This window comes from Embleya scabrispora (assembly GCF_002024165.1).
Lineage (GTDB): Bacteria > Actinomycetota > Actinomycetes > Streptomycetales > Streptomycetaceae > Embleya > Embleya scabrispora_A.
Genome location: NZ_MWQN01000001.1, coordinates 3,864,080 through 3,877,485, shown reverse-complemented (window position 1 = coordinate 3,877,485; position 13,406 = coordinate 3,864,080). Strand labels below are relative to the sequence as shown.

Annotated in this window: 12 protein-coding genes; 6 read left to right on the top strand and 6 right to left on the bottom strand. The window is 73.2% G+C overall.

From position 1 onward, the window contains the following. Positions 1 to 361: 361 nt before the first annotated feature. From groL to B4N89_RS17170, 4 genes are all read left to right on the top strand, one after another. Complete coding sequence (groL, locus tag B4N89_RS17185) at positions 362 to 1,990, top strand: chaperonin GroEL (protein WP_078976704.1); 1,629 nt, start codon at positions 362 to 364, stop codon at positions 1,988 to 1,990. Positions 1,991 to 2,213: 223 nt separating this feature from the next. After that, positions 2,214 to 2,783, top strand: coding sequence for a Uma2 family endonuclease (locus B4N89_RS17180; protein ID WP_078979418.1), 570 nt, complete (start codon positions 2,214 to 2,216; stop codon positions 2,781 to 2,783). Between the two features lie 279 nt (positions 2,784 to 3,062). After that, entirely contained in the window at positions 3,063 to 4,583 is a 1,521-nt protein-coding gene (locus B4N89_RS17175; protein ID WP_143657994.1) for a VWA domain-containing protein, read from the top strand. Continuing rightward, positions 4,580 to 5,587, top strand: a complete 1,008-nt coding sequence (locus B4N89_RS17170; RefSeq protein WP_078976702.1) for an ARPP-1 family domain-containing protein — start codon at positions 4,580 to 4,582, stop codon at positions 5,585 to 5,587. The genes B4N89_RS17175 and B4N89_RS17170 overlap by 4 nt, the downstream gene beginning before the upstream one ends. Here the strand turns inward: B4N89_RS17170 and B4N89_RS17165 are convergent. Further along, positions 5,551 to 5,934, bottom strand: coding sequence for a hypothetical protein (locus B4N89_RS17165; RefSeq protein WP_078976701.1), 384 nt, complete (start codon positions 5,932 to 5,934; stop codon positions 5,551 to 5,553). The two genes, B4N89_RS17170 and B4N89_RS17165, sit on opposite strands and share 37 nt — an antisense overlap. Positions 5,935 to 6,023: 89 nt before the next feature. Between B4N89_RS17165 and B4N89_RS17160 the strand changes: the two genes are divergently transcribed. Next, a complete protein-coding gene (locus tag B4N89_RS17160) occupies positions 6,024 to 6,293 on the top strand; it encodes a DUF4031 domain-containing protein (protein WP_078976700.1) in 270 nt (89 codons plus the stop codon). Positions 6,294 to 6,356: 63 nt separating this feature from the next. Here the strand turns inward: B4N89_RS17160 and B4N89_RS17155 are convergent, their stop codons facing one another. Both B4N89_RS17155 and B4N89_RS17150 read right to left on the bottom strand, forming a co-directional pair. Continuing rightward, the gene (locus B4N89_RS17155) at positions 6,357 to 7,019 is read right to left on the bottom strand and encodes a metal-dependent phosphohydrolase (RefSeq protein ID WP_414646371.1); all 663 of its coding nucleotides are present in this window, start codon (positions 7,017 to 7,019) and stop codon (positions 6,357 to 6,359) included. A 540-nt stretch (positions 7,020 to 7,559) separates the two neighbouring features. Further along, positions 7,560 to 9,692, bottom strand: coding sequence for a HelD family protein (locus tag B4N89_RS17150; protein WP_078976698.1), 2,133 nt, complete (start codon positions 9,690 to 9,692; stop codon positions 7,560 to 7,562). A gap of 387 nt (positions 9,693 to 10,079) precedes the next feature. Here B4N89_RS17150 and B4N89_RS17145 point away from each other — a divergent pair, with 387 nt between their 5' ends. Next, complete coding sequence (locus tag B4N89_RS17145; protein ID WP_161500741.1) at positions 10,080 to 11,357, top strand: M14 family metallopeptidase; 1,278 nt, start codon at positions 10,080 to 10,082, stop codon at positions 11,355 to 11,357. 13 nt (positions 11,358 to 11,370) lie between these two features. Here B4N89_RS17145 and otsB read toward each other — a convergent pair whose 3' ends face one another. From otsB to B4N89_RS17130, 3 genes are all read right to left on the bottom strand, one after another. After that, positions 11,371 to 12,222 carry a trehalose-phosphatase gene (otsB, locus tag B4N89_RS17140; RefSeq protein WP_078976696.1) on the bottom strand — a complete coding sequence of 284 codons (852 nt, stop codon included), beginning with the start codon at positions 12,220 to 12,222 and terminating at the stop codon, positions 11,371 to 11,373. A 121-nt stretch (positions 12,223 to 12,343) separates the two neighbouring features. After that, positions 12,344 to 13,045 (bottom strand): LytR C-terminal domain-containing protein, encoded by a 702-nt coding sequence (locus B4N89_RS17135; protein WP_078976695.1) that lies wholly within the window; start codon positions 13,043 to 13,045, stop codon positions 12,344 to 12,346. A gap of 9 nt (positions 13,046 to 13,054) precedes the next feature. Continuing rightward, entirely contained in the window at positions 13,055 to 13,390 is a 336-nt protein-coding gene (locus B4N89_RS17130) for a DUF3263 domain-containing protein (RefSeq protein ID WP_078976694.1), read from the bottom strand. Between the last annotated feature and the right edge of the window lie 16 nt (positions 13,391 to 13,406).

Sequence of the window (13,406 nt, the reverse complement as noted above, 5' to 3'; positions counted from 1 at the left end):
GGGCCGGGCCCCGGTCGTTGCACGTCCGGGCCCGAGCACGCGGGCACGACGGAACACGATCGCGGCGCGGGGCCGCCGACCCGAACCCGTGCGGGGGTCGGGTGGTGGGGCCGGGGGGCGGTGGGGCGTGCGACACGCGCGGTGTACGCGCGAGTGGGTCGAGAGGGGTCGTTGCGCTTGCACTCGGCATGGTCGAGTGCTAATCATTGGCGTTAGCACTCTGGATGTGAGAGTGACAGAAACGGACCGGGCCGGTGAGGCTCGGCACCCGTGAGGGAGGGATCCTCGCGGTGGTCGGGTCGTCCGTCGCGGGCACCTGTGCGGTCCGGCACTCACCCCCGTTCTGGGAGGACTTCACCACATGGCCAAGATCATCGCGTTCAACGAGGAAGCGCGCCGCGGCCTCGAGCGCGGGATGAACCAGCTCGCCGACGCCGTCAAGGTCACGCTGGGCCCCAAGGGCCGCAACGTCGTGCTCGAGAAGAAGTGGGGTGCGCCCACCATCACCAACGATGGTGTGAGCATCGCCAAGGAGATCGAGCTCGAGGACCCGTACGAGAAGATCGGTGCCGAGCTGGTCAAGGAGGTCGCCAAGAAGACGGACGACGTCGCCGGTGACGGTACGACGACCGCGACCGTCCTCGCCCAGGCGCTCGTCCGCGAGGGCCTGCGCAACGTGGCCGCCGGCGCGAACCCGATGGCCCTCAAGCGCGGCATCGAGAAGGCCGTCGAGGCCGTCTCCGAGCAGCTGCTCGCGCTCGCGAAGGACGTCGAGACGAAGGAGCAGATCGCCTCCACCGCCTCGATCTCCGCCGCCGACCCGCTGATCGGCGAGATGATCGCCGAGGCCATGGACAAGGTCGGCAAGGAAGGCGTCATCACCGTCGAGGAGAGCAACACCTTCGGTCTCGAGCTCGAGCTCACCGAGGGCATGCGCTTCGACAAGGGCTACATCTCGCCCTACTTCGCGACCGACATGGAGCGCATGGAGGCCGTCCTCGAAGACGCCTACGTGCTCATCGTCAACTCGAAGATCACCTCGGTGAAGGACCTCCTCCCGCTCCTCGAGAAGGTCATGCAGTCGGGCAAGCCGCTCATGATCATCTCCGAGGACGTCGAGGGCGAGGCCCTGGCCACGCTCGTCGTGAACAAGATCCGCGGCACCTTCAAGTCCGTCGCCGTCAAGGCTCCGGGCTTCGGCGACCGTCGCAAGGCCATGCTCGGCGACATCGCCATCCTCACCGGTGGCCAGGTCATCTCCGAGGAGGTCGGCCTCAAGCTCGACACCGCCGGTCTCGAACTCCTCGGCCGCGCCCGCAAGGTCGTCGTCACCAAGGACGAGACCACCATCGTCGACGGCGCCGGTGACTCGGACCAGGTCGCGGGTCGGGTCAACCAGATCCGCGCCGAGATCGAGAACTCCGACTCGGACTACGACCGCGAGAAGCTCCAGGAGCGCCTGGCGAAGCTCGCGGGCGGCGTGGCGGTCATCAAGGCCGGTGCCGCGACCGAGGTCGAGCTCAAGGAGCGCAAGCACCGCATCGAGGACGCGGTGCGCAACGCGAAGGCCGCCGTCGAGGAGGGCATCGTCGCCGGTGGTGGCGTGGCCCTGCTCCAGGCGTCCACCATCGCGTTCGACAAGCTCGAGCTGGACAGCGACGAGGCCACCGGCGCGAACATCGTGCGCCTGGCCGTCGAGGCCCCGCTCAAGCAGATCGCGGTCAACGCCGGCCTCGAGGGCGGCGTGGTTGTGGAGAAGGTGCGCAACCTGACCCCGGGTCACGGCCTCAACGCCGCGACCGGCGACTACGTGGACCTCATCGCCGAGGGCATCATCGACCCGGCGAAGGTCACCCGTTCCGCGCTGCAGAACGCCGCGTCGATCGCCGCGCTGTTCCTGACCACCGAGGCCGTCATCGCCGACAAGCCGGAGAAGAACGCCGCTCCGGCCGGCGGCGGCGCCCCGGACATGGGCGGCATGGACTTCTGATCCGCTGAGGATCGGCAGTCCCGACCTCCCCGGTCGGTAGCTCCACGCGAGAGGCGGTCCCCTTCGGGGGGCCGCCTCTTTCGTATGCCACCGGGCACACCCGCCACTGTTCGAAGCGTGTTCGCTCGTTCGAGTGGCACCGGCGACTTACCCTGAAATGGTCTCCGAGCGACCGTAGCGTCGTTCTTGTACGGCATGGATCGAGGTAGGCGAGGTGGACGAGATGCCCGCACCCGTGATCGAGGTGAGCACCACCTGGCGCGAAATCGTGACCATGTGGCAGGGATTGGACGTGCCCGAAGGATGGCGCGCCGAGTTCGACGGAGAGAACATCACGATGTCGCCGCCGCCGGGGCACAGGCATGAATTGATCGCGGACGACCTTCATTGGCAGCTGCGCCGAGCCGTCCCCGAAGGATGCGGTGTCTTTCAGCATCTGGGCGTGGAGATCATGTCGGTCGGCCGGCTGTGTATTCCCGACCTGGTGGTGATGGCACGGGAAGACGTCGCCACGCCGACCCCGGCGGATCGGGTCCTTCTCGTCGCCGAGATCACCTCTCCGAGCAATGCCGGCACCGACCGTGTCGACAAGCTGCGGGCATACGCACACGGACCGATTCCGCTCTACCTGCTCGTCGATCGGTGGGACAAGGACGGTCCTGCGGCGACGTTGTACTCCGAGCCGGACGGCAAGGTCTACCAGCGCATCCAGCGCGTCGACTTCGGCGGACCGGTCGCCGTCCCCGCGCCGTTCGGCATCGACCTGGACACCTCGGACTTCCCCTCACGGTGATATTCGCCGGCATCGCCGGCCGCTCGCTCGTAGGCTCGTGACGCGACTTCGGGAACTACGTGTTCCTTCTGTCTTGGCGTACAAGCGCTTTTGGGGTGCTTGGGGTTCGAATCCCTATCCGGGACCCGTGACCTGCCCGAAGTCGCGTGCCATCGCACCCGGGGAACTGCGTGTTCGTACAGTGCCGTTTCCCATGGGTTGGAAGCGGTCCCGGCTTCGTACCGAGACCGACACCGGACCCGCGACCTGCCCCGGGTGCCCACGGGGGAGCCCATTTCGATGACCGAGACCGAGATCAGCCGCGCGCTCAGCGCCGACAATCCCGCCCGTGCCGAGGCCGCCGCCACCGTCGTACGTTTCCTGGACGTCGCCGTGGCCGCGACCGGACGGGCCTCCTTCTACAACACCCGCGACGAGCAGCTCGCCCTCGAAGAGGACGCGCACCGCACGATGGCCGCGCTGGACCGGCGGCTGTACGCGGGTCTGGTGTGCTCCCCCGGGGCCACCGACCGCAGCCGGCAGCTCGGCGTGTTGCACCTGCTCGGCACGCCCGCGCGGGAGGACGACGGCGACACGGTGTACGCCGCGGTGGCCGCGTTGACCGTGCCGCGCCGGCTCAAGCTGTTCGCCCTGCTGGCCGAGCGGCGGGTGAACAACGCGCGGGTGCGCCGACTGATCCTGCGCACCGTGCTCGGCTCCACCTCCCTGGAGCTGTGGTCGGTGCGCTACCGGGACAAGCTGGCCACCGCCCTGCGGCACGCGTGGGGTCTGCGGCTGAGCGGCATCCTGCGCGCGATCTTGACCAAGCACCTCGCGGGAGGCGAACTCGACTCGAAGGAACACCGCATCCTCGCCCGCGAGATCGACCGCTGGGCGGTCGACCGGGCCGATCCCGCCGCGGTTCGCGAGTGCGTCGCGTTCGTGCTCGGCGCCGAGGGGCCGTACACGCTGCCGCTCCCGGTCGCGTATCGGGCCGCCCGCACCGACCTGGACGCGGGCGCGGCGCTGCCGCTGGAAACCCTGGAGGGGCTGCGCGGCCGGTACCACCCGGACGCGAAGCCGGCCCGCGTCCTGGAGCTGACCGCCGCCCGGCTCACCGTCGGACAGCGGCTGGCCGGGCAGCGGCAGGCCGCTCGGGCGGGTGTGACGGTCGAGGTCGATCTCGACCGCTACGACGCGGTCCGGCTGTACCTGTACGCGTTCGCGGAAGGCATGACCGCCGAGGTCGCCGCCGCGCTCGACCGGCGCGCCGCGCACACCGCGGCCGGGCTGGACCTGGCCGGCCGCCGGGTCGCCCTCGTCCTGGACGGTTCCGCCTCCATGCGTGGCGGCACCGACCAGCCGCTGCGGCCGATCGCCGCCGTGCTCGCCCTGCGCGACGCACTGCGGGCGGCGGCGGGCACCTGCCACGACGTGTGGATCGGCGGCGTCCCGGACGGCCGGCTGGTCCACCCCGCCGGGCCGACCGCCGCCGCCGAAGCCCTGGTCGCCGCGTTGCGTACCGGCGCGGAGCTGATCGTGGTGGTCGGCGACGGCTACGAGAACGCGCCCGCCGGCCGGTTCGCCCAGGTGCTCGACGCGGCGCGCACCCTCGGCGTCGCGGTGCCGGTGGTCCAGCTCTGCCCCGTCCTCGCCGCCGAGGCGGCCGGTCTGCGCGGCTACGCGCCGGACCTGCCGCTCGCCCCCGTGCACCGTCCCGAAGCCCTCGAACTCGCCTGGTGCCGACTGATGTTGGCCACCGATCCGACCGCCGCCGTCCCCGCGCTGCTGCGCCTGGCCCACCCGGAGGTGACCGCATGACCACCCTCGCCCACGACACGCTGCCGATCGGCGACCTGCTGGCCGACTGCACCCTCGGGCGGGTGCAGAGCGTCGGTCGTATGCAGGTGCTGCCGCTGCTCGGCGACACCGTCGACGCGCCGACCGTCACCGTGCCCACCGATCTGTGGATCGGCACCAGCGGCTACGGCACGCTCACCTTCGTCAACCACGGCCCGCATGTCGCGCTGGTCCCGTGTCACCTCGCGGTGCTGGTGAAGCGCGGCGCGCAGGACCACGCGATGCCCCGGGCCGCGCTGGTCGAGCCCTCGGGCGAGTTGGCGTTCGACGCGGCGATGTGCGTGCAGCAGACCCAGCCGGGGCTGATCCCGTCGGGGCCGCAGCCGCTCGCCGTGTTGCCGCTCACGCTGCGCGCCGCCGCCTCGGCGAGTGCCGACGCGGACGGGTACAGCCGGCTGTGGCCGGCCGTGCAGCGGTTCAACGCCTCCGCCGGCCTCGCCGAGACCGGCAACCTGGCGCTGTTCACCAAGCACTACGCCCTCGAACTGGAGCGCTTCGTCGCCGAGTTCGAGTGCGAGCCGGACCAGGTGGGCGCGGTGGTGCTGCTCGACGGCGAGATCGCCGGGATCGAGCGGGCACCCTCACGCGCGTACTGGTCGGCGATGTGGGCGCCGCTGATCCGGTTCTGCTACGGCGCGGAGGCGATCCGCCACGGCCTGCACGACCCGGCCGATCCGCCGCCGAGCCGGACCGTGCTGACCCTGCCCGGCGGCGACGGCGCGGCGGCCGGCGACCCGTACGACGTGCTCGCCGAGGCGCTGCGGGCCGCCGACGCCGAGGAGCAGCGGCGGGCCGAGGTGGCCTTGGGCGCCGGTGCCGACCAGGTGGTGACCACGACCGGAGAGGCCGCCCACGCCGGGGTCACCGTGGGTCGGGCCGAGGGCGAGGGCTGGGTCGGCGCGTACGCGGTGGGTGCCGACCGGCCGATCTACGCGTCCCTGACCGCGCGCTCGTTCGGCGGCTGAGTCGAGGTCAGCGCGCCGAGCGGGGCGATCACGGTGCCGGCCCGTTCGCAGACCCAGTGCGGATCCTCGCCGAGTTCGGGTTCGAGGTAGAGCGGGTGGTCGTCGTGCAGCGGGCACGGCGGCCACACCCGGCCCTGCTCGGCCAGCGCCTCCTGCACGTCCTGGCCGATCAGGCCGGGCACGAAGGCGGCGCCGTCGGGCCACTGCTCGACCCACCACTTGCGCTCGACCAGGGCGTGCTCGACGACGGTCACCGTCTCGGGGGTCTCGGCGCCGTGCGTACGCAGGTCGGCCAGGACCAGGGCGCGGGCGGTCAGCAGGGCGACGTCGGTGGGATCCTTGCTCATGTGCCCAGTGTGGGCGATCCCGGCGATCACGGCGGACCCGGCGGGCGCCCGATCACGGCGCAAACGGAATGTGTACGAGAATCGAGCCCGTGGCTCTTCTCATCGATCCCCCGGCCTGGCCCGGGCGCGGGCGGCTGTGGTCGCACCTCGTCAGTGACGTCTCGCATGCCGAGCTGCACGAGTTCGCGCGCGAACTCGGCGCGCCGGAACGCGCGTTCGACCGGGACCACTACGACGTGCCGGCCGATCTGTACGCCCTCGCGCTGGAGCGGGGAGCCGAGCCGGTCTCCAGCCGGGAGCTGGTGCTGCGGCTGACCCGGGCGGGGTTGCGGCGGCGCAAGCGCTACAGCCCGCGCTGACCCGCAGCCGGGGCGCCGCGGGCTCCGGGCGCCGAGCCGGGGCCGGGATCCGGCGGGCCGGGTTCAGGACTGCTGGCGCGGGATGCTGCCTTCCAGGCGCTCCAGTTCGGCGCGCATGTTGAAGCGGGCCGCCTCCTCGTAGCGCGCCGCGCCCAGGCGGGTGTGGAACAGCCGGGGCAGCGACATCAGGTCGCGCAGTACGGCGGCCCTGGCGGCGCGGAACGCCTCGTCCGGGACGAACGCGTATTCCTCGCGCACCGCCGCGGTGTACGCCTCGTAGCGCTCCCGGTCGGCGGCCAGGATGGCCAGATCGGCGTCGCACAACACGTGGGCGTTGCGGTCGTGCTCACCGGGCGCGTGCTCCGCGGTCACCCGGACCAGGCGCGCCGTCTCGGCCACCAGGGCCGGCGCCACGCCCGCCTCGCGCAGCCCGCGCTCGGCGAGGCGCGCGCTGCGCTCCTCGTTGTCCGCCCGGGCCGGGTCGTAGACCGCGTCGTGGAACCACGCGGCGAGCATGACCGCGTCGGCGTCGTCGGCCTCGTAGGCCAGTTCGCCGATCAGGTCGAGCACGGTGCGCAGATGGTCGGTGTCGTGATAGCGGCGGTGCGGCTCGGCATAGCGCGCCAGCAGGCTCTCGACGACGGCGCCGGCCTCGGCGTGCTCACCGACGAGCCGGGCCCACTGGTCCCGCAGCGTCACGGTCGCGGACTCCTGGATGCGTTCCACGTGGCCAGCATGGCAGAACGAGCGAGCGAAGCCGACCACCAACCGGTTCGACACACGCGGTTCACTCGTATTGTTGGGCGCTTTGCGCCGGCTCGCGAGGCACCGCTTTTCTGCTCCCCCGCTTCGCTCCTCCGCAGAAAAGCGGCACCTCGCTCGCGGCTGTGCGCCCCTCCGCTTCGCTCCGGGTCGCCCAGCCCAAAAAACAAGCGGCGGCTCCGCCGCTCTCCGCGCTTCGCGCGTCGATCGCGTGGGCGGCCCCCCTCGTGGGCGCTGACGCGCCACGGGGGACGAGCGGTCGGGGACGCCGGGCTCGTGTGGCGACGTGGGTCCCGCCCCGCCTGGCCACCGTCGCGATGTGGGCCTTGCCCGGTGGGCCGGGTCGTTGGTGCATCCCGTCGGCGCGTCAGGGCCCACGACGGTGGTCGAGGTGGTGATCGACGCGTCGATCCGTGGGCGGCCCATGGCGTGGGCGGGTCGCCGGGTGGTGTGCCGGTGGGGACTCGGGCGGGGTCTGGTGGGGTCTGTCGGGCGGGGTTGCGGTCAGGGGGTTGCCAATGGGGTGGGTAGGGGGGCCGCGTGTACCACGATCAGGCCGGAGACCGCGCGGGTGAGTACCACGTAGAGGCGGCGTAGGCCCTGGGCCTCGGCGTCGACGATTTCGGCGGGTTCGGCGACTGCTACGTGGTCGAACTCCAGGCCCTTGGCGAGTGATGCCGGTACCACGCTGATACGGGGCGCGTCGGTGTCGCCGTCCGTGCCCAGGACCCGGTGCGCGATGTCGGTCGCCCGCAGTGCGGCGGCGATCTCGGGCACCCGCGCGTCCGCGCAGATCAGGCCGATCGAGCCCTCGTGGTCGAGCAGTTCGACGGCCGCCTCGGCGGACCGCGCGGCCAATTCGTCCGGCTCGACCGCGCGCAGTTCCAGGGCGCCCGCCGCCTGTCGGACCGAGGACGCCGGCGCCAGGCCGGGAGCGATCAGCGGCAACAACCGGCTCGCGAACTCCAGGATCTGCAGCGGCACCCGGAAGCCCCGGGTCAGTTCCTCGATCCTGGCTCCCTCGTGTCCGAGGTGGCGCAGTGTCTCGGCCCACCCGGGGGTGGCCCACGGGGTGGTGCCCTGCGCGATGTCGCCGAGCACGGTGGCCGAGCCGGTGGGGCAGCGCCGGCCGACGGCGCGCAGTTGCATCGGGGACAGGTCCTGCGCCTCGTCGATCACCACGTGCCCGTAGCCGCCGGTGCGGTGAAGCAGGTCGGCGGTCTCGTCCACGAGCACCGCGTCGGCCACGGTCCAGCGCGCGGCGCCCGCCGAGCGCGGCGGTTTGGCCCAGCCGATCGCGGCCTGTTCGTCGGCGGTCAGGATGCCGTCCGCGCAGGCGGCCAGGAACGCGGGTTCGCTCAGCAGCCGGAAGACCAGCTTGAGCGGGTCCACCGCCGGCCAGATCGCGTCGACCGCCGCCTTGACCGGGCGGCTGCGCGCGACCGCGTCCTGCACCCGGTCGTCGGGGGATTCGCCGCGCTCCTCCATCTTGGTCAACAACGCGTGCGCGATCCGCTGCCGGAGCATGTCGCGCGCGGCGCCGTAGCGCACGTCGCGTCCGCGCAGCGCGGTGACCAGTTCCTCGACCTCGTACACCGCGAGCCGCCAGGTGCGCGAGTCGCGGACCACGGCGACCGACTCCCGCGGGTCGCTCAGACCGGACCAGACCGCGCGGCGCAACACCTCGGCCATCCGCGCGTCGCCCTTGATCGTGCCGGGCACCGCCTCGTCGAGGGCCCGCACCTTGATCTTGGAGGTGCGGGTGACCAGGTCCTCGACGGTGGTCTGACCGACCTCGACCTCGCCGAGCGCGGGCAGCACCTGCTGGATGTAGTCGAGGAAGGAGCGGTTCGGGCCGACCACGAGGGTGCCGCTGCGGGCGAGGCGGTCGCGGTAGGCGTAGAGCAGCCAGGCCACGCGGTGCAGGCCGACGGCGGTCTTGCCGGTGCCGGGCGCGCCCTGGACGCAGAGCGTGTGGCCGAGGTCGGAGCGTACGATCTCGTCCTGCTCGGGCTGGATGGTGGCGACGATGTCGCGCATCGGGCCCACGCGGGGACGCTCGATCTCGGCCGCGAGGATCCCACTGGCGCTCTCCGCCTCGTCGGGGTCGGTCAGGTGCTCGTCCTCGAACGCGGTCAGCTCGCCGGCGGTCCAGCCGAACCGGCGGCGCAGTTCGACGCCCAGCGGGTCGGCCCGGTTGGCCCGATAGAAGGACCGGGACAGCGGGGCGCGCCAGTCCACCACCATCGGGTCGCCGAGTTCGTCGTGCACGTGCCGGCGGCCGATCCAGAACGACTCGACGGTCTTGTCCGGGTCGGCGGTGACCTCGATCGGCTCGACACCCTCGACGCCGTCGGCGAAGCGGCCGTCGATCCGGCCGAAGAACAGCGGGGATCCGGCGTGGTCGCCGAGCGCGGCGAGCCGCTTGGCGATCAGGTGCCGGGCGGTCTCGGTGGCGACGGCGGTGGCGCCGACGTCGCGCAGGTCCAGCGCCTCGGTCTCCTCGCGCATGCGGCGCAGGGCGGCGCGGGAGGCGTCCAGGTAGGCGCGTTCGACGGCGAGCGCATCGGTGCCGGGGTTCGCCTCGACCCGGTCGGCGGGCGGGGCGGGGTCGGGGACGGCGGCGGGCGCGGACATGACTGTCTCCGATTCGTGGCGCTGACATATCGGAGCCCGGCCGGGCTCGGCGGCCCGTCCTGGTGCGCCCCTGCGAGGGCACGGGCCGGATGCCCGATTCGGGTGGCGGCCCGCGCGGCCCACCGGTGCCGGGCACCGATCACGGCTCCCGATCACTGCACTGGGTGGGGCAGCGGAATCAGCGAGCCTAGGCCAGTCGGGCTCTGCCATCAACTCCCTTTGCCGGGCCATGCTCGGTGTCCCGGGTGCGCGATTCCCGCTGTTCCGGGTGTGGAATTCGGGCAAGTCCCGCAGGGGTCTGGGGACTTGCCCGTGGGAGGGGACGGTGGTTCGACGATGAGGGCGTGGCGGACATGGCGGACGTGGACGACGCGGGCGACAAGATCGATGCTCCTGGTGGCGCTGGTGGCCGGCGTCGCGCTCGGCCCGGCGCCGGCGAGCGGCGGCCGCGGCGGCCGGATCACCACGGGGTTCGAGCGCCGGGGCGGCCTGTCCTGGACCACCCCGGCGGAGGAGCGGGACCTCCTGCGCGAGCTGATCGCGGCGGCGCCGGGCCCCGATCGCGCCGGCTGGGCGCCGGCGCGGGTGACGGTGACCCGGGTGGGCGGCAGTGCGCGCGGCCGCGATGTGGAGCTGATCACGGTGTCCGGGGCGCGCACGGTGCCCGAGCCGATCCGGGTGTTGTTCGTCTGCGGCCAGCACGGTGACGAGCCGGCCGGCCGCGAGGCGTGCCTGAAGCTGGTCCGGGACCTGGCCGACGACCGCTCGGCCGCCGGTCGCCGACTCCTCGAGCGGGTCACCGTCCTGGTGCTGCCCGCGCCCAACCCTGACGGGCTGGCGGCGGGCACCCGGGGAACGGCCGAGGGGGTGGACCTCAACCGCGACCATCTGGCGGTGGCCTCGCCCGAGGCGCGGGCCCTGCGGCGGGTGCTGCGCGAGACGCGCCCGCACATCGTGCACGACCTGCACGAGTTCGACGCGCCGACGGACGCCCCCGCCGCGCCGACTCTGTACCTGTGGCCGCGCAATCTCAACGTGGACCCCGAACTACGCGGCCTGGCCCAGGAGTTGGCGCGCGATCGGATCGGTTCGGCGCTGCGCGCGGCGGGGTGGGCGTCGGACGTGTACGGCGTGGACGCGACGGGTCGTCGACTCGGCGGCGACGGGGACGAACGCCTGCTGCGCAACGCGGCCGCGCTCGATTCCGCGGTCGCGGTCCTGGTCGAGGTCGACGCCAACCCCACATCGGCCCTGGAGCGCGGTGACGCGGCCCTGCTCCATCGCCGTCGGGTGGGGGCGCACCTGGTGGCCGCCCGCGCCACGCTCCGGATGGCGGCCGAACGCGGCGAGGCCGTCACGTCGGCGATCCGCGCCGCGCGCGCCCGGTCCGCGCGCGGCCCGGAACGGGTCTACCTGGACGGCGCCGACAACCTGCCCGGGACCTGGGCGGCGCCGCTCGAACCACCCTGCGCCTACCGCCTGACCCCGGCCCAATTCGCGACGGCGCGCGCGGCGCTGACCGAACACGGGATCCGGGTCTCCCCGGACCTGACCGTGCGTACGGCTCAACCGCAGGGCGTGAAGGCCACGTTGCTGCTCGACCCCCGGGCCCGCTTCGCGATCACGGACGGCGCGCCGGAACCGTGCGGGGAGGAGGGCGCGTGACGGGCCGGTGGCCTCAGCCGCCCTCCACCGCGTCGGCGAGCGCGCCGAGCAGGTCCGCGATCGCCTCCGGCCCGGCCACCACCAGGTCGGCGCGTTCGGCGAGGGCGTGCACCTCGGCCGAGCCGCTGCACACGGTGAGCCCGGCCACGCCCCGGCCACGCAGCTCCTCGACGGCCTCGAACGCGGCAAGGTCGCCGAGATCGTCCCCGGCGAACAACACCATCGCGGCCCGGCGTTCGGCGAGGAAGCCGGTGAGCGCGCGCCCCTTGTCCATTCCCCGGGGGCGCAACTCCAGCACGTAGCGCCCGGGTTCGACGACCAGGTCGTGCCGCTTCGCCAGTTCGCCGAGCGGGCCGCGCAGCAGGTCGAGGGTGGCCTGCGGATCGGGGGCGCGGCGGGTGTGCACGGCCAGCGCGCTGCCCTTGTCCTCGGTCCACGTGGTGTTCCACGCGTCGAGCGAGCGCAGCAGGTCGGGCAGTTCGAGCCGCACCTCGTGCACCCCGCGCGGCGGCTCCGGAGCGCTGACCCGATCGGTCGCCGCGTCCCAGCGCTCCAGGCCGTAGTGGCCGAGCACGACGAGGTTCTCCAGACCGGCGACCCCGCGAAAGCGGCCGTACTCCACCGCGACCGCGGCGGGCCGCCCGGTGACGATCACCACCGCGGCCAGATGCGGGGTCAGCCGGGACAGCGCCAGGACCGCGCGCGTATCGGCCCGGGCGTGCTCGGGATCGTCGACGATCGGGGCGAGCGTGCCGTCGAAGTCGAGTGCGACGACCGCCCGCGCGGGTGCGTCGAGCAGCGCGGCGAGGCCGATTCGGCCGGCCGGCGTGGTGGGTTCGGGCAGCGTGGACCGGTTCGAGGTCATGCCGACCAACCTAACGCGACCGGGGCGCGACGCGGATTCCCGGCCACGCCGCCGAGTCTCGTTCGCGCACCGCGCTCCCGCCGAGCCCCGCGCGCGCACCGTTCTCCCCCCGCGCCCCTCGCTACCACGTGGTCAACGACCCCAGCACCCGATCCGCCAACGGGACCACCTGGTCGTCGACCACGATCACCGTCAGGCGGTGGCGCGGGATGCCGGCGAAGGCGGGCTTGACGCGGGTGATGCCCGGGAGTGCTTCGGCCAGGGCTCGGGCCTGCGCCGCCAGGTCGGCGGGATGGTAGACGGTGGTCGCCGGGACGGCGCCGCGGAAGGTGTCGGTTCCGGTCACCTCCCAGCCGGCCGCCTCCAGGCGGCGGGCCATGCGTTTGGCCAGTGCCGGGACCTTGGTCTGGTCGAGCAGGACGACCTCGCCTCGGCTGCCCCTCGGGACCGGGGGCGCGTGGGCGGGCGGTACCGGGCGGGCGGACACCGGCGCGGGTGCGGGCGCCGCCGATGTGGGCCGGCCCCGATCCGCCGCCGCCCGCGTCGCGGGTTCCTCCCGGGCGATGGCGAGCGCGCCGGCCAGGGCCAGGGCCGCCAGTACGGCCGCCGGCACGATCAGACTGCGCCGGGACCGGGTCGGCACGGGCGAGTCGTCGATCCGCAGGCCGCCGATCAGGTCGCGCCCGGACTCCCCCTCGGCCTCCCCCTCTTCCGGGGCGGCCTGCTCCGGATCGGGTGCTCCCGGGTCCTCGTTGGTCCAGATCAGGCCGTAGCGGCCGAAGCCGTCGAATACGTCGTACTCGTCCTTGCGGCGCGTGAACACCCCGGCCTCTCAGTGCCCGGTACGACGCACGGTGGAGCGGGCCTGCTGGCGGGCCTCGCGGAGCCGGCGCAGCCGCTGGACCAGCATCGGGTCGTGTTCGAGCGCCTCGGGCCGGTCGAGCAGGGTGTTGAGCACCTGGAAGTAGCGGGTCGCGGAGAAGCCGAAGCGGTCGCGCACGGCGCGTTCCTTGGCGCCGGCGTGCTTCCACCACTGGCGCTCGAATTCGAGGATGTCCCGGTCCCGCTCGGACAGGCCGCCGGCCGGGGTCGCGTCGGGTGCGGTCGCCGCGGCGCCCTGCCCGGGAATTCCGGGCGGCTCCGGCCGCACGTCGTGCTCCTCACCCATCGGTCTTCCCTTCGGT